The sequence below is a fragment of the Flavobacterium sp. 22659 genome, from assembly GCF_052044235.1.
GTDB classification, from domain to species: Bacteria; Bacteroidota; Bacteroidia; order Flavobacteriales; family Flavobacteriaceae; genus Flavobacterium; species Flavobacterium johnsoniae.
On record NZ_JBQEMU010000003.1, the window covers coordinates 134,475 to 158,655 of the forward strand.

The following is a 24,181-nucleotide window of genomic DNA, read 5'->3' on the forward strand; positions in this document are numbered from 1 at the left end:
GATTTTTTATTAGAATCAATTCTGATAATTTTCAAAATTGATTTGTATGCTAACTGGAATTTGGAATTTCTTTATTGAGATTTAGTTCCCGTTATTTTTTCACAATCTTAATGGTTTTAGTCTGCCCTTCTGATTTTACTTTTAAGAAATAAAGACCGGAAGAAACATTTGATAAATCAATTTCAGAATGTGTATTGTTAATTTGTTTTACCAAAATAGATTTTCCTGAAACCGAAATTACCTCAACTTCATCAATATTAGATGCATTGCTGATATTTAAAACATGCTGAACAGGATTTGGATAATATCTAAAATTCGGCAGAACAAAATCATCTGTAGAAAGAGAACCACTTATTTTTGCTGTTACAGCAAGGCGTTCTCTGCTTTCAACTCCGTCTACAGTCTGCGAAGCATAATACGTTACACCATCTACCAGAACAGTTGTCAGCGGTAAGGTTGGCTCAATTGCTTTTTTACCTGTTTTATTAGTTGAAAAACCTTTACTGCTGTACCATTTGATATTTTGACCATTAACGATAATATCTCCTAAAGTCTGTCCCGGTTTAAATTCGAAAACAATTTCTTTTTTTCCGTCTATTAATGGAGCAGGAGCTTCAATTACTACTTCTGATAAGTTAAAGCAGCCATTTACATCCTGTGCAATAATTTGATAATTCCCAGGTGCTAAATTCGTAAAAATGTTATTAGTAGAAAATTCAGCAAAATTTGGAGAGATACTGTATACGATTTGTCCAGTCCCGCCATGAGATTCAATTTTAATAGTTTGCTCTTCAACTATTACGTTTGTTACTAAAGGAGCAGCAGGTTCAGATATTGTAACAACTATCATTGCCTCACAGCCAGCAATATCTCTTCCTATTATGTTATATGTGCCAGCACTCAGATCATAAAAAGTATCAACTGCTGCAAATGGTCCGCCATTAATAGAATATTTATAAGAAGGCTGTCCTCCCAATGCATTAACTTTAATAAATCCACTATTATCTCCTTTACATTGTATGTTTTGCTGTTCAGATACAATTACCAGAGAAGGTGTTTGCTGTACTTCTACAGAAGTATTCGCTGTATTATTTTGAGAATCCTTAACTATGATAACATATATGCCAATAGATGCAACAAAATAAACATTCGAATTAGTAAATGTCTGTCCATTGTTAAATGAATATTGGTAAGAACCACTACCTCCGCTTGCAGTAACTGTAATTATTCCCGGCATATTACAGCTTATCGCAGTTGCTGTAGCTTGTACTGTAAGCGGTGATATTGGATTTATATCGATGTCTGATTTTGAAACCACACAGCCGTTAGAATCTTTAACATATACGGAATAAGTTCCTTTAGGCAGATTTTCAAAAACGTTACTATCCTGATAGTTTATCAAATCAACAGAATATTTATAAGTACCAGTTCCGCCGCCTGCCGTAACAGTTATAGTTTGATTGTTTACTGCGACAGTTGACGTAAGCATTTCTGGCTCTGTTATTGTGAAATTTAACGGATATGATGTACATCCGTAGTTATCCTTAACAACCGCCGTGTAAGTCCCGGCTCCTAAGTTGTAGAAAGTATTATCAACCTGAAAATTTACTGAATCCAGAGAATAGAAATATTGGCTTCCAACTCCAGATGCTAATAATGTTATTGATCCATCATTAGATCCTTTGCAAACAGCATTTTTTAGCAGTTCAGCCGTAACCGTTGGCGGATTTATAGTAGAAACTACTACAGGTATAGTTATTTCATTATTTTTTACATCACGAACTTTTATTACATAGTTTCCCGCTGGTAAATCATGAAATACATTTATAGAAGAAAAATCACTTCCATTAATAGAATAAACATAAGAAGGGTTTCCTCCAGCAGCTATAACTGTAATCATACCTAAATGATTACAAGTAACAGGTTCTGACTGGGCTGCAGCTGTAAGCGGAGGATAAATTACAATAGGATTAGTTTGAAATATACAGCGGTTAGCATCTCTCACAGTCACATTATATGTTCCTGGCAGCAGGTTCGTAAAATATTGACTTTTTTGATAGTCTAAACCATTTAATGAATATTCATATTCTGGTTTTCCTCCTGAGGCATTAACAATAATTACATTTTGATTATCAACTATTACATTGGCATTCAAAAGGGCAGGCTGTTCTATTTGTACTGGATAAACTGCAGTAGAACAATTTAATGCATCTTTTGCCTGAATAACGTAAATTCCCGGAGATAAATTATCTAATTGCAGAGGATTTAAGCCGCCGTTATAAACAGTAAAGGGACCTCCATTTACTTGATACGCATAAGGAGCTTTACCGCCAGATGGAATAACAGTTATATGACCATTGTTCATTCCGTTACAATTAACAGGCGTTGTAAGAGGTGTAATGCTTAACTGTCCATATATTTTTAAATCAAAATAATTTGTGGTAACAGTTCCGTTATTATCAATTCTGGCATAAATTGTTTTAGATGGTGCAGAGCTGTTATATTGCGCAGGCTGCGAAATAGGATTTAAATTATTATTCGCATCATCCTGACTTAAATGAAAACTAATAGTGGTTTCTGTGGGATTTAAATTACCAAGTAAAAGAGAATTATTGACCGTTAAATCAAAGTAATTATCTCCAAAGCAATGCTCAATATTATTGACTTGAGCATAAAATAGATTGGTAAACAGAAAAAGAAAACAGAGTAGAGTTTTTTTCATACGTATAGGTTTGTTAATTGGAGTAACAAATATATACGAAAAAACTTAATCCTACTTTAAATACAAATAATGATTAAAATAATCTATAATCGCCTTGCCTTCAAGCAGAACGTCGGCGCCAATAATGCCGTGAACAGGTTTAGCTTTGTACGATTCTAAAGCCTCATTTACATGCGAAAGATCAAAAATTACGATGCTGAAATCTTTGTTTTTCCAGCTTCCTAACTGTAATTTATTTTGAGATGAAATTTGGGTTGCCATTCCAGTTCCGCCCGCGCCAGAAGCTTTTGTTTTTGATTTTTTGGCAGACAATTCAAAACGTTCAATGCTTTCAAAACCAATGCAGGTGTTTGAAGCGCCCGTATCTAAAATGAAATTTCCTGAAATGCCGTTAATTTTGGCTTTTATCTGCAGATGTTGTGTTTTGGTAACTTTAAACTTTATTTTTTTGTAATTCTCTTTTTTGAGAATCTCGTGAAGATTTTCCATTTTCGATAATGATTGAAACCCAAAAATAAGCCAATTACAATCAAAAAGCTAATCACGTAATAGATATAATTTCCTGATTTTTCTTCTGCCGAAATTGAGCCGTAATACACAAAAGAACTCCAATAATAAGGCGATTTCTTAGCATTCGGAATCGATTTATCGTTCAAATATTCCCGTTTTGCATTAGTGTTGGCTTCAAAATAAGAAACATCATTTTTGACATTTTTATAAAAATCAGACATAAAAACCGAAGTCGTAAAATCATTTACTTTCCATAAAGAAAACAACAAATTCTGTGCTCCGGCAAACTGAAAACCTCTTGCAATACTCATCGCGCCTTCGGCTTTGTACAATTTTCCAATTCCGGTTTCGCAGGCACTTAAAACAACTAAATCAGGATTTATATGCAGATTATACAATTCTGAATACAGGATTTCCTGATCGTAAAATTTAATACTTGCCGGAGTTTCAATATCGCCAGAAGAAGCGTGCGTACTCAAATGAAGAATAGAATAATTTGAAGCATTATTTTTAAAATCAGCAAAACCTGCATTCGAATTTTCTAAATATTTCCCTTTAAAATTACGGCGAATAGATTCTAGTTCTTTTTTCGAATAACTAAGCTCGAAAGAAGTGCCTTCAAACACCGGAAAAACGCCCAAAACTGTTTTTTTAGATTTTGAAACAGGTTTAGCATTCAGATAAATATTTGCCGAAGTAGTATAAGCAATCCTGAAATCATTAAGTAAATAATGCATTTTAGCAAAATTCGTTGTATTAGATTCCTGAGTAATTAAAGCTTCAAAAGGGAGAAAATTTAAAATTCCGTCAGGAACAATGACAAGGTTTTTGTAAACAGAATTATTAGGAAGTTTTAATAAATCATAAACATCTTTTCCATAATGATTATAACCCGAAATATCATTTGTAATAGCATCCGGACTGTTAAAATAATCTATAAACTGGGCAATTCTTGGAATACCAAGATGAGTAATATTAATATGATTTAGATCAATTTGATCGTTTTGTAAAACAAAAAAATACAGCTTTTCAGATCCCATAAAATAATAAACCATCATCGCTTTATCTTTCTTTAATTTTGAAAGCAGCGCTTTGACATCGCATTTTTCAGGAATATAATCTGTATTTTCAGACTGCACTTTTTTCAGCGAAATCATCACTTCATTTTGCTGTTTTATTAGTGTATTGATTTTTGAAATATTGGCCGAATCTCCTTTTTGCTGTTCTTTTAAAATCGCATTATTTAAGTCTTGCAGTTCTTGCAAAAGCTGTTTTTCTTCTGCAGAAGCATTTTTAATATTCGAACGATAACCTTTTAAAATACCCGATTTTGTTTTTTCTGATAATTGAAAAGCTTCTTCCAGATATTTCGTTTTTCCTTCTTTACTGAACAGTTCATCATAAACAGAAATACATTTTTCGGTACGATTTCGGGATCGCAATTGCATCAGGATTTTTGAGTTTTCATAAACCAGACTATTCATCAATAAATCTTCAATGTAGAACGAAAGTCCAAAAGCCTTTAATGCATTTTTAGGATCTTTGATTTTTAGAATTTCTGCCTGTAAATCGAGCGCATCAACCAAAACAGTTTCAGCATACAATTGATTTTTATTCGGAAGAATATCTTTTGAATTATAATTTGGAATCAGGGTTTTAAAAACGATTGAAATCTGTTTGGCGCTTTCCTCATATTTTTGTTCATCAAAAAGCAGCAAAGCTTTTTCATAATAGAGTTTGGCCCGTTTTCTAGGTTGTTGATTTTTTGTTTCTAAAAGAAGTTTTTCTGCCTTCTGCATATAAGAATCAGCAATGTCAAATTGCTGCCATTGCCGGTTCATTGAAGCTAAATTGCGATAAGAATTGGATAAAGTTTCAAATTGGCCTTTTTCGTTTTTCAAATATTCTATTGAAGACAGGAATGCTTTTTCTGCATTTTGAGGAGCATTTTTAATGAATTGTTTAGAATTTAACCAATAATTATTTCCCAGATTATTGAGTAAAATTCCTTTTTGAGAATTCGATAATTTTTCTGTTTTCAGCGTATTTTCTAAAACTTCAATTGCCGAAGAAATTTTCCCAGAACTTTGATAAACATTAGATAAATTTAAAATTGCAGCAAATTTTTGGTTTTGTGCATCGGGATAATTTTTAGAAGTATTTACAATAAAATAATATTGTTTTATAGTGTTTTCGGCGCTGTCATAATCGCCCAGAACCGTATATAAGTTTCCTAAAGGTTTTAAGCAGAATTCTATAATATCGTAATTGCTGAGCTTTTGTTTCTGGTAAATCTGCCACGCTTTTTCATAACTTGAAATGGCATTTTGTGTCTGCCCAAATTGGTTTTCATAATAGGCTTTATTGCAGTTTAAAACCACGACAGCTAGTAATTCATCCTTGGTTTTTGGTTTTGGATTTCTCCAAAAATCAGCCTCGGTATTTGATAAATCCTGTATTGCTTTTGCAGAAGGATGAGCAGTAAAAACATCAATTGCATGGTAAATTTTATCTTCCTGATTCTGCCCGAAAGCATTCAGAGTTAGGAAAATAAAGATTAAACCATATAAGTTATATAAGTTCATATTATTTTTTTGCCACGAATTTCACGGATTTCCACAAATTATTTCAGCATTGATTCGTGGAAAATCTCTCCGAAAATCTTCGTGTAATAACTTTAAAACTTCCATATTCCATAAACCTGAAAATAATTGAAATTCTGTTCAAAATTAATTACATAACGCGCTCCCAAACTTGGACCAATTCTGGCGAAACCTGCAGTTAAATCAAATAAAAGCCCGGTTTTAAAATCGGCAAAAGAAGTTTTTGTTTGATTGCTTGTTGTAGTCGAATTAATTAAAAAGTTCTCTTTATCGCCTTCATACGTATCAACTTTTATATTTTGATTCTGCTCTTGCGAAACATTTATATTAGCCTGAATTCCGGCACCAATGCCAATATAATTATTAAGGTTATACCGAATTAAAACAGGAACTTCCCAATTGATGTTTTTGTTTTCAGTTGAGGTTGTCGTGCGTACCAATTGTCTTGTTCCGTTTGCATTCGTATTCAATTGGTCTGTAACTGTTACAGCACTATTGTACTGATTTAAGGCATTTGTCCATTCTACCTGCCAGTAAAAGCGATAAGATTTAAAAGGCGAAAGCGTTGCGCCCACAAAATAACTTGTTGATTTGTCTAAATCAGGATAAAAATTATATCCGGCTTTTACGCCAATAGAAATTCCGGGCAGAAATTGGGTAGTGGCGTAGTTCGTAATTATAGGTTCGTTTTTGTCGAATATAATCGAAGTCCGGCTTTTGGTTTTTACTTTATGAAAGTCCTCGCCAAACTTCATAGAATATTTTACAAAACCTTTTGTACTGTCTTTTTCTTTTACATTTTTCTGTTCTGTTCCCGGCAGATAAATGTTCTTAAAGGTAAAAATGATCTGTTTTTGTTTGATAATCGTATCGAGACAACTCACGGTTGGTTCTTCGCCTTTTGGGCAGATCGGACATTCTGGATACATACTTTCTATCTGGAAAGTTTTCTTGTCGAACATATCCGGAATATCAGTTTCTAAACGAATTTTTCGGGCCGGTCCTTCACCATTATTTTGAAAACGGGTTTTAAAATTAACCCTTTTAAAACGTACCAGTCTATAATTCATAAAACGTCCGTTCGACCCCATTTTATTTGGATCGTGAGACGTTACAATTTCCATCTCAAGGTTTTTAATCTTATGGTTTTTATAGCTTCGATTAGGAACAAAAATCCCGCGCATGGTAACCGTTGCGCTGGTATCTTTTATCATTTCGGGAGTGGTTTTAAATGTGTAAAAAACATTTCGTGTTTCTCCCGGATCAGCATTATCAAATTCTAAAACAGAAACATTATGGTAGATTTTATGAGCATCTAAAAGTGAAGCATCAAGATCTTCCTCAGTAGTTGTATTTCGGTATTTTTTAAGTTTGAAACTGTTTTCAGCAGAAGCCAGATAATTATTAGAATCGTCAAGATCGTTTACAGATGCCGTTAAGTTTTCTTTAATTTCACGTTCGTCAGCATAAGTTCTAAAATCACTTAATTCAAAGTTATTGTGTTTGAATTGTTTTTCATTATAAAATAAATAAAGCTTGCCGCTGGAAACATAATTCTCCAGATTTTGATAACTCACAACGACTACCATTTCCTGCTCCGGAATAGGATCGCAGTTTTTTAAAATTGCAAAACCGTTTTGATCTGCTATAGAAGCAATGTCTTTATAATTGGTATCGGTAATATCATTTACAGCGACTTTTTTCGGACGTGTTGCCGGCGGTTTTCCGTTGTCGTAATTATTTGTTACGGCAAGTCTTGTCGTGTAAGTTCCTTTCTTTTTATAAACATGCTTAGGTTCTGCTTCTTTGCTGTAATGACCGTCGCCCAGTTCCCATAAATACGAATAACTTGGTTTTGGAGCACCCGCAATTGGAATCAATGGCGGTGTTTCGGGTTTAAAATTTACAGCATTTCCATTTTGGATAAAACCAATAACAGCTCTTCGGGTTATGGTGTCTTTTACTTTGGTTTGCCCTATTGAAAAAATCGAGAATAGAATAAAGAAAATAGACAGTTGTGGTTTCATAACTAGATAGTTTTGGGTTCTAAAATCTTAAAAATCAATTTTAAAACAAGATTAAATGTAAAAAAAAGTGATGAGCAAATCATCACTTTTTCTTAAAAAAGCATTTGTTAGTTACTGAATGGCATTAATTGCAGCAACAAGCTGGGCTTCTGTACCGACTGTTGTTTCGGCTTGTGTAAAGGTATATGTAGTATTTGCAGTTGTTGTTACTCCCTTAATTGCATATCGCCAGCTGCCATTATCTTCTGTGGCAAAAATGATGTGGCAGGCTAATCCAACAGGAATTTGTCCGTAATGTTCACTAAACAATCCTTCGGCAGTATAAGTGTCCAGTTTTGCAAGAGCATTTGTTCCTTCGCCGTCATAAGAAAGATAAACAGCGCTGTTTGTGTTATTGTATCCGTCTGGAACATCTACTAAAATAGTTGTTTTTGGTCTTGGATCGCTGTAAAAACGGTCAACATTAGTCCATCCAAAGTTTCCAAAAGTTACATAATAATTGTTTCCTTCGCCTTGAACGCCGCCTTTTCCGCCGGTTCCGTCTGCATTTGCTTTTGCTTCTCTCCAGGCCAATTCTCCTTTATCATCAATTACTCCAGTCCATAAAGTCATTAAATTATCATAGCCGTCTGTTAAAGCAGTTGGAACAATCATGTTCATGGTGCAGGAAGTTTGAAGTTCTACACCGCCTTGAGTTGCTTTGATAAAAAATTCTCCACCAGAAATTAAAAGGTTTTTCTTTCCGTCGGCAGTAATTCCCATTGTTGGTTTATTGGTTACCAGCATATTTCCTTTATCAAAAAGTTCGATGTATTCAATATCAACTTGTCCGGTTACAGGATTTCCGTTTTTAGTTAAACAGTCTCCGTTGATATATAATTTTACTCCTTTTGCCGAAGTTAAAGTTACCACACCATTTCCTGCTGTCATGGTAAAATTTTGAGTATTTCTTTTTACACCTTTTTCGTTAATACTTTTAAATGCTGCCGAAGTTGGAGGTAAAATAAGATCACTGCCATTTTCTACGTCACTGTTATCACAGCTTATAAAAGAGATTAGTAAAAGGAATAAAAGTCCGATTGTTTTAAAATTTGTATTCATAATTTCTGGTTTTTAATGATTATTATATTGATAGATGTTCGAGGTAAATATTTTGTTACCCCTGTTTTTATTTTTTATTTATGCCGAAAGACATTTGTCTTCAAAAAGATTTCCATCTTCGTCAACAGCCACAAGAATGCTCTGCTTTCGCGAAAGCGTAATGATTAAATAAATCCATACAACAGACCAAAGTCCGAAAGTGAGACAGGTAAGCAGTAAATGAAAGGTATGTTTAACTGCTTTTTTTTCTTTAGACAAAACAACATACGGCAGTTTCTCGTTGTGTTCTACGATTACAAAACCATTTCGTGTTTTAGCCGAAATCATTTTGTAAAATTTATCTAAAGTCTTTTCGTCTGTAAATTGATACGTTTCCATTTTCTCTTAATTTTAACTGTTTTAAAAGATTTCTGTCTGCTTATATCAATTGAAATTGTTAATTGTTACCCATTTGATTGAAATTTATTTGAGATTCTTTTTAACTTTATCTGATTAAAAGTTTTTTTATGGATAAAAACAAAATACATCCTGACCAAAAATATATTGATGGTCTTGCCGAAAATAATTCGCTGGTAATTCAATCTATATATAAAAAGTTTGTTCCTAAAGTCGTTATGTTTATTATGAACAATTCCGGCGATAGAGACCAGGCACAGGATGTAGTTCAGGAAATATTGATTTTGCTTTTTAATCAGGCCAAAGCCAATTCGTTAAAACTAACCTGCCCTTTTGATGCTTATTTCTTTTTATTGTGTAAAAGAAAATGGCTCAATGAACTGAAAAAAACATCTAATAAAGGGGTAACAATTATTGAAGACGTTTTATCTATCAATGAATCTGCGCATGAGTTAATTGGTCAAACCGAACAATTTGATGAAAAACAAGAGCTTTTTGACACCATGTTTGAGAAACTGGGAGATAAATGCAAAGAGCTTTTAAAACTGAGTTTTGAAATTAAATCGATGGAAGAAGTGGCCGAAAAACTAAACGTAACGTATGGTTATGTCCGCAAGAAAAAATCATTATGCGTTGGTCAGTTAACACAGTGGATTCAGGAAGCAAAAAACTTTAAATCTTTAAAAAACAATTAGTCATGAACGAAGAACGTTACATATTATTTGATCAATATCTTCAGGGCGAATTAACTGCTGATGCTAAAAATGATTTTGAAAAACAATTGTTGGAAGATCCTGAATTTGCATCAGAATTTGAAACTTTTAAAGAAGTACAATTTCAATTAGGCAATAAATTTGGAATTGAACAGGAACGAGAAGCTTTTAAACAAAATCTGACTCAGATATCAGAGAAACATTTCAATAACAAAACAAAAGTAATTGGTTTAAAACCATGGTATTTAGCAGTTGCAGCTTCGGTTGCAGTTCTATTTGGGTTATTCTTTTTCAACTATAATCAAAATCCGGCTTTTGCTGATTATAACGATCCGGAACAAGCCTCATTTACAGTAAGAGGAACAGTCAATGAGTCTTTAAAACAAGCAGAAGAAGCTTATAACGCAAAAAGATATAACAAAGCCATTCCGCTTTTTGAAACCGTTTTACAGAAACAAAAAACAGCAGAGATTCAGTTTTTTTACGGCGTTTCTTTATTAGAAGAAAGCCATTATTTAAAAGCCGAAGCTGTTTTTAATGAAATACATGCAGGAACTTCTGTTTACAAAGAAAAAGCACTTTGGTATTTGGCTTTATCTAAGTTGAAACAAAAAGATTATGAAGCTTGTAAACAAATTCTTGAAAGCATATCTGAAGATTACGAAGGCTATGATCAGGTAGAAGAACTTTTACATCAGCTGGATTAGATTATTCTTAATAAAATATTTCTCCTTTACGGAAAACCTCAATCGAATTTGGAATTTTAATTCTAAATTCGATTTTCTATTTTACAGCATAACCAAAAACAATCAAAACCTAACCAGTCTCAATTAATGAAAAAAATTACTTTATTTCTTTTTATTACACTTTCACAAATTACATTCTGCGCTCCTAAAATTACTGAAACCGAAAAACTCTTTGCAACCTGCAAAGTCTGGGGTTTCTTAAAATATTATCATCCAAAAGCTGCCAGTGGAGAAATCAATTGGGATAAGCAGCTTTTAGAAAAACTTCCTAAAATTGAAAAAGCACAAACCAAAGAAGAGTTTTCACTGCTTCTTGAAAACTGGATTGACGATCTTGGACCAGTAAAAGAAATTGCGCCAATTCCTGCACCAAAAGATGTGGAGCTTTTTGATAAGAATTTCGACTTATCCTGGTTTAATAATAATTTGTTTTCTAAAAAACTTTCGAAGAAATTAAAATTTATTGAAGAAAACAGGTTTCAAAGCAATGAAGATTTTGAACATGGTTTTGATGGTTTAAAAATGACAAAAAACTATTTTGATCTTGATTATAACAATAAAGATTCCAGAATATTGATGCTTTTTGCCTATTGGAATTTAATTGAATATTATTTTCCATATAAATATGTTATGGATCAAAAATGGGATTTGAGTTTAGAACAGTCACTGCCATCTATCGCTGATGCTAAAAATGAAGCTGATTTTTATCTCGCACTTAAAAAACTAACTTCAAAACTTAATGACAGCCATGTCGAAACTCCAATTTATGGTCCAACTGTTTATCGCTCATTAAATCATTTCCCTGCAGCAGGCAAAATAATCGATGATAAATTGGTTATTACCGAGATTTTAGGAGATAGTCTTGCCGAAGCAGATAATATTAAAATAGGAACTGTAATTACTAAAATAAATGGTAAAACCATAAAAGAATTAATCGAGCAAAACAGAGATTTAGTATGTGCATCAAACGAAGCTAAACTTTTAGATAAAGTAGTTTATAGAATTTTGAGTACTGATCAGGATAATGTTTCGGTAGAATTTTTAAAAGATGGGAAGTACGAAATAAAAAATATGATTTGGCATGATTATCATGATTCTCATCGAAATGAATTTAAAAAAGGCGCTGTAAAACCAAAGGAAAAGTTTAAGCTTTTGGATAATAATGTCGGTTACGTAAATATGGGAGCTATAAAACCTAAAAATATTCCAGACATGATCGATGCCTTAAAATCTACAAAGGCAATTGTTTTTGATATGAGAAATTATCCAAACGGAACCTGGAAAGAGATCTCTGATTTTTTAAATGCTGAGGAAAAGAAATTTTGCGATTATACAGAACCTTATTTAAACTACCCGGGAAAATACAAATGGGTAGATGGACGAAAATGCGGATTTAATAATAAAGATAATTATAAAGGGAAAGCGATTGTACTGCTAAATGAAAAGTCACTAAGCCAGTCAGAATGGACAGCAATGTGTTTTCAAACAGCAGGAAATACAACAATTATAGGCAGTCAGACAGCAGGAACAGACGGGAATGCAGTAGATCTTGATTTTAAAGGTTTTCATACCAGATATACAGGACTTGGGGTTTATTATCCAGACCGCAGAGAAACACAGCGTATAGGAATTGTACCAGATATTGAAGTAAAACCAACCATAAAAGGGATTCAGGAAGGTAGAGATGAAGTTTTAGATCGTGCTTTGCTGTTTATTGAAACCGGAAAGTAAACATTGGTCTGTCTTCAGGAGAAAAGTCGAAGCATTGCATTTTGAATCGACTAAGATAAGCGATAATCTGTATTTGACTTCGACTTCGCTCAGTCTGACAAAAAGCATAAAAAAATCCGTTGAACTCAGCGTTTTTACAAAGTGAATCAGTTTCATCCGTGTGCCATTTCACACGAAATTGCTATTCTTTTAATATTGTCGTAATTTTGGCATTTTAAAATTAGAGCCTTGAATTCAACACCCATTATTACCGATACACATACCCATTTATATTCTGAAGAATTTGATCAGGATCGTAACGAAATGATTCAACGCGCCATTGATGCCGGAGTTACCCGTTTTTTTATTCCAGCAATCGATGCGGCGGCGACACAATCGATGTACGATTTAGAGAAAAATTATCCTGATAACATTTTCCTCATGATGGGGTTGCATCCAACCTACGTAAAGGATAATTATGAAACCGAATTAGCCCATGTTGAAACCGAATTATCAAAGCGAAAATTCTATGCAGTAGGTGAAATAGGAATCGATTTGTATTGGGATAAAACACATTTAAAAGAACAGCAAATTGCTTTTAAAAGACAAATTCAACTGGCAAAACAATACAAATTGCCAATCGTAATTCACTGTCGTGAAGCTTTTGATGAAATATTCGAAATTTTAGAAGAAGAAAAATCTGAAGATTTATTTGGGATTTTTCATTGTTTTTCCGGAACTTTAGAACAAGCATTGCAGGCCATTTCTTATAATATGAAATTAGGAATTGGCGGTGTTGTGACTTTTAAGAACGGAAAAATTGATCAGTTTTTAAATCAAATCAATTTAAAACACATCGTTCTTGAAACAGATTCTCCATATTTAGCACCAATTCCGTATAGAGGAAAAAGAAACGAAAGCAGCTATCTAGTCAACGTAATAGCTAAATTAAGCGAAGTATATGGCGTTTCTGCAGAAGAAATAGCAGTAATCACAACACAAAACTCAAAAGACGTTTTTGGGATTTAACCTGTGCCTTACAAAACTTTAATTTTTTTTTTGTTCTTTTGCCCACTTAAAACCTATATAAATAATGCAGAAATTTGATGCCATTCGACCTTTTTATGATACCGAAATAAATGAAGCCCTTCATGATGTTGTAAATCACCCAATGATGAAAACCATGATGAACTTTACTTTTCCGGATGTAGAAGATGAGGTTTGGAAGGAACAGTTAAAGAAAACACATTCTATTCGTGATTTTCAATGCAATTTTATTTATAACACCATCCAAAAAGTTCTTGAAAAAAGCTCAGAAGGTTTAACTACTTCAGGCTTTGAAAAATTAGAACCAAATACTTCTTATTTGTTTATCTCAAATCATAGAGATATTCTTTTAGATACTACATTATTAAATGTTTGTTTATTCGAACATGGTTTAGTAATGACAGCTTCGGCAATTGGAGATAATTTAGTAAAGAAAGCTTTCTTGGCAACTTTAGCAAAATTAAACCGAAACTTTTTGGTTTTAAGAGGTTTATCGCCTCGTGAAATGCTGCAAAGTTCTAAATTGCTTTCTGAATATATGGGACAGTTACTGCTTCGCGAAAACCGTTCGGTTTGGATTGCTCAAAGAGAAGGAAGAACAAAAGACGGGAATGACGAAACCAATCCGGGAGTTTTAAAAATGATTGGAATGGGGTCTGACGAACAAAACTTAATGGATTATTTTAAGAAACTAAAAATCGTTCCGGTTTCTATTTCTTATGAATATGATCCGACTGATGTATTGAAAATGCCGCAATTAATGGCAGAAGCAAACAACGAAGTTTACGTAAAAGACAAAAATGAAGATTTCATGACCATTTTGAGTGGAATCATGGGAACTAAAAAAAGAATACATATTTCTGTTGGTGATGTTTTAGATACAGAAATCGATCAGATTGTAGCCGAAAACGACAATGTAAACAAACAAGTTCAGGCTTTGGCACAGACTATTGACGATGTTGTTTTGAAAAATTATCAATTATGGCCGACTAATTTTATTGCTTACGATATTTTAAACGACACCAGCCGATTTGCAGACAAATACAAAGAAAGCGAAAAACAGCTTTTTGAACGTCGTTTAGAAATGAGAATTGGAAGCGATAATCCTGTTACCAGACAAGGATTTTTGGCTATGTATGCCAATCCTGTTGTCAATAAATTAAAATACCAAGATGTCATCTAAAGCAAAAATATTATTGATTTATACCGGAGGAACCATCGGTATGAGCAAAGACTTTGAAACTGGAGCGCTTAAAGCCTTCAATTTTGGTAAATTAATTCAGAAAATTCCAGAAATTAAACAATTGGATTGCGAAATCGAATCGATTTCATTTGAACATCCAATTGATTCTTCGAATATGAATCCTCAAATGTGGACCAAAATTGCCACAATTATTGAGGAAAATTACGCTTCATACGACGGATTTGTTGTTCTTCACGGATCAGATACGATGTCGTATTCGGCTTCAGCATTGAGTTTTATGCTCGAGAATTTAGCAAAACCAGTTGTATTTACAGGTTCGCAATTGCCAATTGGAGACTTGCGTACCGATGCAAAAGAAAACCTGATTACAGCCATTCAGATTGCATCACTTTTAGAAGACGGAAAACCGGTTATTACCGAAGTCTGTTTGTATTTTGAATACAAATTGTACCGTGGAAACCGAACTTCAAAAGTAAATGCTGAACATTTCAGGGCTTTTACAGCACCAAATTATCCGGAATTGGTAGAATCTGGAGTTCATCTAAAATTGAACAAACATTTATTTCTTCCTGTAAATAAAGATGCAAAATTAATCGTTCATAAAAACTTAGACAACCACGTAGCCATTATTAAAATGTTTCCGGGAATGAGCGAAATTGTTTTGGCTTCAATTCTGGCAACTAAAGGTTTAAGAGGAATTATTCTGGAAACTTACGGTTCAGGAAATGCTCCAACCGAAGATTGGTTTTTAAATTTAATTGAAAAAGCCATTAAATCCGGAATGCATATCGTAAACGTAACACAATGTTCTGGCGGAAGCGTGAATATGGGACAGTATGAAACCAGTACTGCTTTAAAATCTTTAGGTGTTATTTCCGGAAAAGACATTACTACAGAAGCCGCAATTACAAAATTGATGTATTTACTGGGTCATAATATTCCTCAAAACGAGTTTAAAGATATTTTTGAAACGGCACTTCGCGGGGAAATATCTTAAATTTAAATTACAATCTATTTTGAAATAAAGAACTTTGACAAAGTTGAAGATTCATCACGACGAGAATATTCCATAGGAATATCTCATTGGTAGAAAAAAAATAATAATATCGTTTTGTATTGTGTCCCATAGGGACACTTGTGTTTTTAACGAAAATAATGCATCTGCCACGTTAATCAAACGTTCCTACGGAACGTATAACCGTAATTCAAATTTAATTCTACCAAGCAGACATTCCTACGGAATGTTTTCTTTTGAATTAAAATTTCGAATTTCTATACTCAACGCGACAAGTCTTCAATTCATCAGAAGCTTTATGTTTTTTGTAATACACATAAACAATAACGGAAAGAATACAGATAATTCCCTGAATAGCAACGGTAGCTCTTACGCCAAGCGAGTGAGAAACATAACCAATAATTAGACTTCCAACAGGAATCATTCCCTGATACGCCATCATAAAATAACTGATGCTTCTGGAGCGCATGCTAACAATACTGTGTGTCTGAATATAAATATTGATAGATGAGGTTTGTCCCATCATTCCAATTCCGCTTAACGTCATACAGATCAAAGCGACGGTAATGCTGTTTGAAACAGCTAAAATAATAACACTTAAACCCAAAAGTAAACTTGCCGCGATTAGTAATTTGCTCATATTTTCAGCAGATTTTAGATTGGCAAGATAAATAGCAGATAAAACAGAACCAATTCCGGCAGCACTTTCAAACCAGCTGAATGTTTCGGCATTTCCGTGGAAGATGTCTTTTGCAAAAACCGGCATAAGAGTATTAAACGAAATCACAAATAGACTGCTGCATGTAAGCATTAAAAGCATTCTTGCCATTTCAGTTTCTTTCTTTACATAATCAAGACCTTCAATAAGATCGTCAATCATATTTAGTTTGTTTTCGGCTTTAATATGCGGTGTGATTTTCATTAACATTAAAGAAATCAAAACGGGAACATAGCTCACAAAGTTTCCAATGAAACAAATGTCTTCGCCATATTCATGCAGAATAATTCCCGCAAGTGCAGGACCTGCAATACGGGCAAAGTTGTTCATTGTTGAGTTAAGTGCAACCGCATTTGGAAGATCCTCTTTATTGTCAACAATATCAATCATCATGGTTTGACGGCAGGTCATATCAAAGGCATTGATAATTCCCTGAATTAAACTTAATGCTAAAATAAAGTTGATATTGTATATTTTAAAATAAATCAGCAAGGCCAAGGTTCCTGCTTGCAGCATGGCAAGAGACTGAAGAAAAACTAATGTTTTGTGTCTGTCGTAACGGCCAATAATACTTCCGGCCAGCGGGGCTAAAAATAAGGACGGAATCATGCTTAAAAACGTTGCCAATCCTAATAAAAATACAGATCCTGTTATGCTGTAAACCATCCAGCTTACGGCTGTTTTCTGCATCCAGGTTCCAATAACCGAAACGGATTGTCCGTAAAAGAATAACTTGAAGTTTTTTGATTTTAACGCTTTAAACATAACCTGAAATATTTTTTTACAAAGTTCGGGATTATGATTTCATTAGAAAAATTAATAATTTTACTGATAATAAGTAGTAAAACTTATCAATATGGAAATCTATCAACTCGAATATTTTATTAAAACAGCTGAGGTATTGCATTTTACAAAAGCCGCTGAATTGTGTTTTGTAACGCAATCCGGACTTTCGCAGCAAATAAAAAAACTAGAAGAAGAACTCGGTATGCCTTTGTTTAAGCGAATTGGAAAGAAAGTGCAGCTTACAGAAGCAGGTTCGGTTTTTTTAATTCATGCCAAAAAAGTGGTAGAAAATGTAGAAAATGGAAAGCAGGCCATTGAAGATTTAAACGAAATGATTGGCGGTGAACTTAGAATAGGAGTTACTTATATCTTTGGTTTATTAGTTCTCCCTGTTGTTAATGCATTTGCTAAAAGATATCAGAATTTAAAAATTATAGTAGATTACGGTACAACTGAAGCCTTAGAGCAAAAACTGATTAATAACGAACTAGATTTAGTATTAGTAATTTCATCACATGAAATTGGACCTCCAATTCAAAAAGTACCTTTGTTTACATCAAATATGGTAATGGCGGTTGCTAAAACGCACCCTTTGGCTTCCTTAGAAAAAATGCCATTTAAAAAAATAGAAGAAGTACCGCTGATTCTTCCCGGAAAAGGGTCGAATTCCAGAGAATATGTAGAAATATTGTTTGTAAAACATCATATGAAACCAAAGATTTCTATAGAGTTAAATTCGATTAATGCTTTATTGCAAATGGTAGAAAACAGCGACTGGGCAACCATTGTGGCAGAAAAAGCACTAAAAGGCTGGGAACATAGCCTTAAAGCCATTCAAATTACAGGAGTAGTAACCAAACGAGAATCTTTTATGCTCACGATTGGAAGCTACCAAAAGAAAGCCGTAAAATTGTTTATGGAAGCATTTAGCAAGAGCATAAACGAATCTTAAAAATTTACGTTGTGAAACTCGATTTTTTTTGTGTTCTTTGCAGACCAAAATAGAGAGGTGTCCGAGTGGTTGAAGGAGCTAGCCTGGAAAGCTAGTATATGGGTAACTATATCGAGGGTTCGAATCCCTTCCTCTCTGCAAAATTTAACTTAATAAAAACCCCGAAATACAGATTTCGGGGTTTTTTATTAACTTTCTTTTATCATTAAATCCATTAGTTGTAATTGTTTAGTGTGAAATGTTTTTATTAAAAAAATGGAAAAAGGAAAAAGTATAAATGTTGAAGGTAAAACCCCAGCGGGGTAAAATATTTATAGAACCACAATAAGACAAATAAAAAAACTCCGGAGGAGTGACATATATCTAGGCTGTAGAAAATCATTTCACTCCTCCGGAGCTTTATGTTGTAAACATTTATTCTTTGCTATAAATATTTCGCTTCTCTGAAGCTTACAAAAAAGCTATCCTTTGAGACAGTCTGTTTTTGGTTTTTAAATCTTAATCTCAAACAAACTAAAAGAACCTTCTTTATAATGTTCCGGTAATTCGTTTGTCCACTCAATTGTGCTTATTCCTTTGTACTCAAAACCACAGCTGGTGTAATATTTATTTATTCTTTCGTTACCGCTGTGCGTATCAAGCCGAATGTATTCTTTTCCATTTTCTTTGGCATATTCTTTAACCCATTCTACAATTTTTTTGACATAAGATTGTCCTCTGAATTTTGGATTAGTAGCAATACGATGTAAATAAACTGCAGGATCTTTGCTGGCTTCTTTCCAGATAATTAAATCATTAAAAGTAAGTACAAAAGTACAGGCAGCTTCGTTTCCTTCTTTGATTATAAAATGACGATTCTCAGCAATTTCTTTTTCTATTAATGCTCTTTCAAAACCTCTCCAGCTTTTATTATTTACTGTTTTCTGGTAAGATGTAGCTTCGTTATAAATATCGAAAACAGCATCGATATCCTGAGTTGTAGTTTTAAAAAATTCCATTATTGGGGTTTTGTTCTGTAAATTAATGAATCTTCAAAGATAAATCTTTCAACAGCTTTAAATAGGCGAAACGGTTAATTTATGCTTTTTTTATCAGAGTTCAGCCAGACAACATTTTGCTCTGATTGGTGATTTTGACCAATAATATCTCTATATAATTCTGGTCTTCTAGCTTTTATATAGCGATTTCCTCCAGCCAGATTGCATTTTTCTGGCGTAAGTACAGCTGTCGCAAAAGAATCATCAAAAGTGCGGCATTCTGCCAGAATATCTCCAAAAGGATCAATAATCATAGAACAGCCGTTTTTTAACTGGTCGTCGTCCATACCAATTGGGTTCGAAAATATCGCATAAATGGCATTGTCATAAGCCCTTGCCGGAAGCCATTTCATTAACCAGTCACGGCCTTTCATTCCGTCAAATTCTAATCGTAACGAAGTTGGATCTGTTTCACGGTTTTGCCAAAGCTGCGGGGCTACAAAGCCGGCGCCAGGTCGGGTAGAAGGCGTACACATCGTTACGTGTGGCATAAAAATAATATCGGCACCCAAAAGTTTTGTGGCACGTACGTTTTCGATAATATTATTGTCGTAACAAATTAAAATACCGCATTTCCAGCCTTCAATTTCAAAAATACAATAACGATCTCCAGCTGTTAAATACGAATTTATAAACGGATGCAGTTTTCGGTATTTGGCGACTAAACCATTTTTATCCACACAAATATAAGCTTTGAATAAATTGTCGTTTTCGTCTTTTTCAAAAAGTCCTGCTAAAATTACAATATCATTTTTTTTAGCAATTTCAGTCAGTTTTAAAATGCTTTCTCCACTTGGAATTAATTCTGCAAGATCCAGCATTTGTTCTTTTGATAAACTTCTTGCAAACGTATATCCGGTTATAGAACATTCATGAAATGAAATTACATCACAGCCTTCAATTGATGCTTTTTGAGAAAGTTTTTCGATAACGGATAAGTTGTAGTTTTTATCGCCGCTTTTGTTTTCAAACTGAGCTGTGGCTATTTTAAGATTTTTCATATTGTATGCTATTAATTTTAGTCAAAAATAGCGGTATCAATATTTTAGAAATTGTATAAAACCGACATTTTAAAATCGCGAAACAGAAAACCTTTTGATAAGATTGTTGGTTAATTTTCCAGTACTGTGTACATATTCAGTCGGAGTTATTCCAGTATGTTTTTTAAAATCTTTTATTAAATGCGATTGGTCTGAAAATCCTGCATCGTAGCAAATTGTTGTTAGATTAGTGTCGTCTGGTTTGTCTTTTAATAATTTCAGGAAATGATGCAGTCTCACAACGTTTCCAAATTTCTTCGGATTCAATCCAATGCATTCTTTAAATTTTCTTTCCAGATGCCTTTCTGTGTAACCTGTATATTCAACTAATTGTTTTATAGAGAATTGCCCTTTATTTTTGATAATAAAGCTTAGAGAATGATCTATTAAAAATTGATTTGAAGCTGTTTTTGAGCCGATTAACGAATTAAAAAAAGAATTAAGCAGTTCTGTCCGTATTTGATTATTTTGGTCAAACAGGCTTTCCTGTAGTGCTATAATTTTTTTATCAAATACATCTTCAACAGGAATAATAGAATCGTGAAATTCATGGGCAGGGATTCCTAATAATTGGTGAATTCCGTTGGGTTGAAAAACGACAATAATTAAGGTTATTTCATTTTCAGAATAAAGATCTTTAAAACCATTAAGCTGTCCGTATAAAAATGAAGCAGGCAGATATTCTTTTATTTCATATTTATTAATTCCGGAAATGAGTTTGCTTTTTACCGAAAATACAAGTCCCGTATTGCCATCAGAAAACAGACGAAATTTTTGTACAGCCGTTTCGGTATTATCTAAAAACAGATAATGTTTAATATAAGGAGATAACTCTTTTGAAGGTGAAACTTGCATGAATTTAACTGATTTTCAAGATAATCTGCTTTAGCAAAATTAGCTATATTTTTTCTTAAAACCATTTAATCCTGCAGTGCGGTTTTTACCTTTGGCAGCATACGTTCTACAAACATTTTATAAGCAGTTTCTGAAGGATGAAGACCATCTGAAGCAACCAGATTTTTATTTGTAAGTCCCTGACGTGAAATATCAGTAATCGAAACAAATGCTATTTCTTTGTTTATACAGTAGTTTTGAGCAAAAGCATTGTACTTGTCTATTTCTTCTGAAATTTTCTTTTGATTTTCAGTTCCATACATCATTCCAAAAGAAGTGTAGGCATAATCAGGAATAGAAACTACGACAACATTTTTTTTATCGCCTTTGGCTAAAGTAATTGCTTTGGTGACTAATTCAGGGAATTCTTTTTCATATACTGAAAAATCCCGCCCTCTGTATTGATTGTTTACGCCTATTAAAAGTGTTACCAGATCATAATTTGAATCCGGATTCTGCTCTTTTATGGCCGAAATTAAGTTAGAGGTTGTCCAGCCTGTAGTGGCAATTATTTTTAAAGAAAAACTGGTTTGGGGATAGAGTGCTTTTAAACTGGTTTTGAGCTGTTCCGGAAATCGGCAGGTTTCGCAAACACTTTGTCCAATAGTGTAACTGTCGCCTAAAGCGAGATAATTGACAGATTTTGAAATAGAATTATCTGGATTTGGTGTTACCGGCGACAGAACAACTGGTGGCGTTACGGCAATTTCTGGCTTTGATTCGTCAGTATTGCAGCTTAATAAGAATATGGAAAGAATAACAGTAACTATTTGTTTAAATTGAGGCTTCATAATTTGTTTAAATTTTGGCTTGTTTAAACAAATAGTTACGTTAAATGTATTGTTTTGGTTTTTTAAACCATTTCTGTTTTCATTATAATTTCTTCTTCAATGGCATTCCAAAGTCCGATTCTTTTTTCTAAAGCCAAGATCGAAACTTCTTCTACTTCTTTCCATTTTTGTGCATCATTTTCACATAAATCTGTAATCATCTGCATAGCCATTGGTCCGTGTTCGTCGGCGTCTAATTCAATGTGTCTGTCGAAATAGTAAACCAATTTGCTTAAATCAGTATCCGGAAGATTTTTTTGAAAGTTTTTAAGGATTTCAGAAAACATACTCGGAATCAAATCTTCTCTTCCAAAGGTAAAGGCTGCCGCGATTTGATGTGGTTTTCCTTCTTCAATCACTCTAAAAGTAAAGTCTAAGAAAGCTTTAATTTCAGGATGAAGTGAACTTTGCTTGATGGCAACAAAAATATTGTGAAGAGAATTTACAGAGTCTAAAAACTTGTTGATTTCTGTTGTGTCTGCACCACAGTCTTCCATTGCTTCAAGATACATTTCATAATGACTTTGTCTTCTTCCATCGATGCTCAAATCTGTTTCTTCGGCAAGAACAATTTCATTGATTAAATATCTTGTTTCCGGGTTTTTAGTAGCAAACCAAGGAGTTGTTGTGCAGGTAAGTTTGGCTTGTAGTGCTTTTAAAAGAGACATAAAATCCCAAACGGCAAAAACGTGATTTTGTACAAAACTGTGTAAATCATCAATAGTTTGGATTTTGTTGTATAAAGAGTGTTTTAAAAGCTGTTCTTTTTGAGGTTGAATGCTATTGTTTATAGTTTCAATATTCATTTATGTAAATTTTGGTGCAAAGATAAAAAGCTTCTCGGTTAGAAGAAGCTTTTTAAATTGTTTTTATATATAATTTAATAGATGTTTATGATTTAAATGCTGGAATTCCAGTTACATCCATTCCGGTAATCAACAAATGAATGTCATGAGTTCCTTCATAAGTTATTACACTTTCAAGGTTCATCATGTGGCGCATAATAGAGTATTCTCCGGTAATTCCCATTCCGCCTAACATTTGTCTGGCTTCGCGGGCAATTTCAATTGCCATGTTAACATTATTACGTTTTGCCATCGAAATTTGAGCCGTTGTTGCTTTTCCTTCGTTTCTTAAAACGCCTAAACGCCAGGTTAATAATTGCGCTTTTGTGATTTCTGTAATCATTTCGGCCAATTTTTTCTGTTGCAGCTGAGTTCCTCCAATTGGTTTTCCAAACTGAATTCTTTCTTTAGCATAGCGCAAAGCCGTGTCATAACAATCCATTGCAGCGCCAATTGCTCCCCACGCAATTCCGTATCTTGCTGAATCTAAACAGCCAAGCGGAGCGCCTAATCCTGATTTATTTGGTAAAAGGTTTTCTTTTGGAACTTTTACATTATCAAAAATTAATTCTCCGGTTGCAGAAGCACGAAGCGACCATTTATTGTGAGTTTCTGGAGTTGTAAAACCTTCCATACCGCGTTCTACGATTAAACCGTGAATTCGTCCTTCTTCATTTTTTGCCCAAACAACAGCAATATCTGCAAATGGAGCGTTTGAAATCCACATTTTAGCACCATTTAAAAGGTAATGATCTCCCATATCTTTAAAATTGGTAATCATGCTTCCAGGATCAGAGCCGTGATCGGGTTCTGTTAAACCAAAACATCCTATATATTCACCAGTGGCTAATTTTGGTAAATATTTCATTCGTTGTTCTTCGTTTCCGTATTTCCAAATAGGATACATTACTAAAGACGATTGTACAGATGAAGTAGATCTTACACCTGAGTCGCCTCTTTCGATTTCCTGCATAATCAATCCATAAGAAATCTGGTCTAAACCTGCACCGCCATATTCTACCGGAATATAAGGTCCAAAACCGCCTATTTCGCCAAGACCTTTTATAATTTGTTTTGGAAATTCTGCTTTTTGAGCATATTCTTCTATGATAGGAGAAACTTCTCTTTTAACCCACGCACGCGCAGATTCGCGGACTAATTTATGTTCATCTGTTAATAAATCGTCAAGGTTATAATAATCTGGAGCTTGAAATAAGTCTGGTTTCATTTTTGATAGTTTTTTGCAAAACAAATTTACGCAATAAAAATATAACAAAACAAAGCA

Annotated in this window: 20 protein-coding genes and 1 tRNA gene; 8 read left to right on the forward strand and 13 right to left on the reverse strand. The window is 33.6% G+C overall.

Annotation, left to right across the window (positions count from 1 at the left end; genetic code table 11):
- Window positions 1-91: 91 nt before the first annotated feature.
- From ACTJIW_RS04360 to ACTJIW_RS04385, 6 genes are all read right to left on the reverse strand, one after another.
- Window positions 92-2,722, reverse strand: a complete 2,631-nt coding sequence (locus ACTJIW_RS04360) for a T9SS type A sorting domain-containing protein (protein ID WP_440714671.1) — start codon at window positions 2,720-2,722, stop codon at window positions 92-94.
- A 51-nt stretch (window positions 2,723-2,773) separates the two neighbouring features.
- A complete protein-coding gene (locus tag ACTJIW_RS04365) occupies window positions 2,774-3,211 on the reverse strand; it encodes a retropepsin-like aspartic protease (protein WP_012023351.1) in 438 nt (145 codons plus the stop codon).
- Window positions 3,163-5,817, reverse strand: coding sequence for a CHAT domain-containing protein (locus ACTJIW_RS04370; protein ID WP_440714670.1), 2,655 nt, complete (start codon window positions 5,815-5,817; stop codon window positions 3,163-3,165). Before ACTJIW_RS04370 ends, ACTJIW_RS04365 begins: the two co-directional genes overlap by 49 nt.
- 92 nt (window positions 5,818-5,909) lie before the next feature.
- A complete protein-coding gene (locus ACTJIW_RS04375) occupies window positions 5,910-7,862 on the reverse strand; it encodes a PKD domain-containing protein (RefSeq protein ID WP_440714669.1) in 1,953 nt (650 codons plus the stop codon).
- A gap of 111 nt (window positions 7,863-7,973) precedes the next feature.
- Window positions 7,974-8,963, reverse strand: a complete 990-nt coding sequence (locus tag ACTJIW_RS04380) for a hypothetical protein (RefSeq protein ID WP_440714668.1) — start codon at window positions 8,961-8,963, stop codon at window positions 7,974-7,976.
- Window positions 8,964-9,041: 78 nt separating this feature from the next.
- Window positions 9,042-9,341 carry a hypothetical protein gene (locus tag ACTJIW_RS04385; protein ID WP_012023355.1) on the reverse strand — a complete coding sequence of 100 codons (300 nt, stop codon included), beginning with the start codon at window positions 9,339-9,341 and terminating at the stop codon, window positions 9,042-9,044.
- A 128-nt stretch (window positions 9,342-9,469) separates the two neighbouring features.
- On the opposite strand from ACTJIW_RS04385, the gene ACTJIW_RS04390 reads away from it, so the two are divergent.
- The 6 genes from ACTJIW_RS04390 to ACTJIW_RS04415 all read left to right on the forward strand — a co-directional run bounded on the left by ACTJIW_RS04390 (window position 9,470) and on the right by ACTJIW_RS04415 (window position 15,776).
- Entirely contained in the window at window positions 9,470-10,054 is a 585-nt protein-coding gene (locus tag ACTJIW_RS04390; RefSeq protein ID WP_012023356.1) for an RNA polymerase sigma factor, read from the forward strand.
- 2 nt (window positions 10,055-10,056) lie between these two features.
- Window positions 10,057-10,779: a tetratricopeptide repeat protein gene (locus ACTJIW_RS04395; RefSeq protein ID WP_440714667.1), complete on the forward strand. Its 723-nt coding sequence runs from the start codon at window positions 10,057-10,059 to the stop codon at window positions 10,777-10,779.
- 126 nt (window positions 10,780-10,905) lie between these two features.
- Window positions 10,906-12,549, forward strand: a complete 1,644-nt coding sequence (locus ACTJIW_RS04400) for a S41 family peptidase (protein WP_440714666.1) — start codon at window positions 10,906-10,908, stop codon at window positions 12,547-12,549.
- A gap of 228 nt (window positions 12,550-12,777) precedes the next feature.
- Complete coding sequence (locus ACTJIW_RS04405) at window positions 12,778-13,557, forward strand: TatD family hydrolase (RefSeq protein ID WP_121362581.1); 780 nt, start codon at window positions 12,778-12,780, stop codon at window positions 13,555-13,557.
- A gap of 64 nt (window positions 13,558-13,621) precedes the next feature.
- Window positions 13,622-14,758 (forward strand): 1-acyl-sn-glycerol-3-phosphate acyltransferase, encoded by a 1,137-nt coding sequence (locus ACTJIW_RS04410; protein WP_012023360.1) that lies wholly within the window; start codon window positions 13,622-13,624, stop codon window positions 14,756-14,758.
- Complete coding sequence (locus ACTJIW_RS04415; protein WP_149205719.1) at window positions 14,748-15,776, forward strand: asparaginase; 1,029 nt, start codon at window positions 14,748-14,750, stop codon at window positions 15,774-15,776. Before ACTJIW_RS04410 ends, ACTJIW_RS04415 begins: the two co-directional genes overlap by 11 nt.
- A 259-nt stretch (window positions 15,777-16,035) precedes the next feature.
- On the opposite strand, the gene ACTJIW_RS04420 is transcribed toward ACTJIW_RS04415, so the two are convergent.
- Entirely contained in the window at window positions 16,036-17,277 is a 1,242-nt protein-coding gene (locus ACTJIW_RS04420; protein WP_440714665.1) for an MFS transporter, read from the reverse strand.
- Between the two features lie 91 nt (window positions 17,278-17,368).
- On the opposite strand from ACTJIW_RS04420, the gene ACTJIW_RS04425 reads away from it, so the two are divergent.
- Both ACTJIW_RS04425 and ACTJIW_RS04430 read left to right on the forward strand, forming a co-directional pair.
- Window positions 17,369-18,250, forward strand: coding sequence for a LysR substrate-binding domain-containing protein (locus tag ACTJIW_RS04425; protein ID WP_073408143.1), 882 nt, complete (start codon window positions 17,369-17,371; stop codon window positions 18,248-18,250).
- Window positions 18,251-18,301: 51 nt separating this feature from the next.
- Window positions 18,302-18,388, forward strand: a tRNA-Ser gene (locus ACTJIW_RS04430).
- 353 nt (window positions 18,389-18,741) lie between these two features.
- Here ACTJIW_RS04430 and ACTJIW_RS04435 read toward each other — a convergent pair.
- From ACTJIW_RS04435 to ACTJIW_RS04460, 6 genes are all read right to left on the reverse strand, one after another.
- Window positions 18,742-19,248, reverse strand: coding sequence for a GNAT family N-acetyltransferase (locus tag ACTJIW_RS04435; protein WP_440714664.1), 507 nt, complete (start codon window positions 19,246-19,248; stop codon window positions 18,742-18,744).
- A gap of 74 nt (window positions 19,249-19,322) precedes the next feature.
- Window positions 19,323-20,288 (reverse strand): nitrilase family protein, encoded by a 966-nt coding sequence (locus ACTJIW_RS04440; RefSeq protein WP_440714663.1) that lies wholly within the window; start codon window positions 20,286-20,288, stop codon window positions 19,323-19,325.
- Window positions 20,289-20,357: 69 nt separating this feature from the next.
- Complete coding sequence (locus tag ACTJIW_RS04445) at window positions 20,358-21,182, reverse strand: AraC family transcriptional regulator (RefSeq protein ID WP_440714662.1); 825 nt, start codon at window positions 21,180-21,182, stop codon at window positions 20,358-20,360.
- Between the two features lie 65 nt (window positions 21,183-21,247).
- Window positions 21,248-22,012, reverse strand: a complete 765-nt coding sequence (locus tag ACTJIW_RS04450; RefSeq protein ID WP_440714661.1) for an SGNH/GDSL hydrolase family protein — start codon at window positions 22,010-22,012, stop codon at window positions 21,248-21,250.
- 62 nt (window positions 22,013-22,074) lie between these two features.
- Entirely contained in the window at window positions 22,075-22,857 is a 783-nt protein-coding gene (locus tag ACTJIW_RS04455) for a DUF3050 domain-containing protein (protein ID WP_012023370.1), read from the reverse strand.
- An 85-nt stretch (window positions 22,858-22,942) separates the two neighbouring features.
- A complete protein-coding gene (locus tag ACTJIW_RS04460; RefSeq protein WP_073408136.1) occupies window positions 22,943-24,124 on the reverse strand; it encodes an acyl-CoA dehydrogenase family protein in 1,182 nt (393 codons plus the stop codon).
- Window positions 24,125-24,181 lie beyond the last annotated feature (57 nt).

Coding starts and splice junctions, on each gene's coding strand:
- ACTJIW_RS04360 (WP_440714671.1), bottom strand. CDS start 2,722: ATGAAAAAAACTCTACTCTGTTTTCTTTTTCTGTTTACCAATCTATTT.
- ACTJIW_RS04365 (WP_012023351.1), bottom strand. CDS start 3,211: ATGGAAAATCTTCACGAGATTCTCAAAAAAGAGAATTACAAAAAAATA.
- ACTJIW_RS04370 (WP_440714670.1), bottom strand. CDS start 5,817: ATGAACTTATATAACTTATATGGTTTAATCTTTATTTTCCTAACTCTG.
- ACTJIW_RS04375 (WP_440714669.1), bottom strand. CDS start 7,862: ATGAAACCACAACTGTCTATTTTCTTTATTCTATTCTCGATTTTTTCA.
- ACTJIW_RS04380 (WP_440714668.1), bottom strand. CDS start 8,963: ATGAATACAAATTTTAAAACAATCGGACTTTTATTCCTTTTACTAATC.
- ACTJIW_RS04385 (WP_012023355.1), bottom strand. CDS start 9,341: ATGGAAACGTATCAATTTACAGACGAAAAGACTTTAGATAAATTTTAC.
- ACTJIW_RS04390 (WP_012023356.1), top strand. CDS start 9,470: ATGGATAAAAACAAAATACATCCTGACCAAAAATATATTGATGGTCTT.
- ACTJIW_RS04395 (WP_440714667.1), top strand. CDS start 10,057: ATGAACGAAGAACGTTACATATTATTTGATCAATATCTTCAGGGCGAA.
- ACTJIW_RS04400 (WP_440714666.1), top strand. CDS start 10,906: ATGAAAAAAATTACTTTATTTCTTTTTATTACACTTTCACAAATTACA.
- ACTJIW_RS04410 (WP_012023360.1), top strand. CDS start 13,622: ATGCAGAAATTTGATGCCATTCGACCTTTTTATGATACCGAAATAAAT.
- ACTJIW_RS04415 (WP_149205719.1), top strand. CDS start 14,748: ATGTCATCTAAAGCAAAAATATTATTGATTTATACCGGAGGAACCATC.
- ACTJIW_RS04420 (WP_440714665.1), bottom strand. CDS start 17,277: ATGTTTAAAGCGTTAAAATCAAAAAACTTCAAGTTATTCTTTTACGGA.
- ACTJIW_RS04425 (WP_073408143.1), top strand. CDS start 17,369: ATGGAAATCTATCAACTCGAATATTTTATTAAAACAGCTGAGGTATTG.
- ACTJIW_RS04435 (WP_440714664.1), bottom strand. CDS start 19,248: ATGGAATTTTTTAAAACTACAACTCAGGATATCGATGCTGTTTTCGAT.
- ACTJIW_RS04440 (WP_440714663.1), bottom strand. CDS start 20,288: ATGAAAAATCTTAAAATAGCCACAGCTCAGTTTGAAAACAAAAGCGGC.
- ACTJIW_RS04445 (WP_440714662.1), bottom strand. CDS start 21,182: ATGCAAGTTTCACCTTCAAAAGAGTTATCTCCTTATATTAAACATTAT.
- ACTJIW_RS04450 (WP_440714661.1), bottom strand. CDS start 22,012: ATGAAGCCTCAATTTAAACAAATAGTTACTGTTATTCTTTCCATATTC.
- ACTJIW_RS04455 (WP_012023370.1), bottom strand. CDS start 22,857: ATGAATATTGAAACTATAAACAATAGCATTCAACCTCAAAAAGAACAG.
- ACTJIW_RS04460 (WP_073408136.1), bottom strand. CDS start 24,124: ATGAAACCAGACTTATTTCAAGCTCCAGATTATTATAACCTTGACGAT.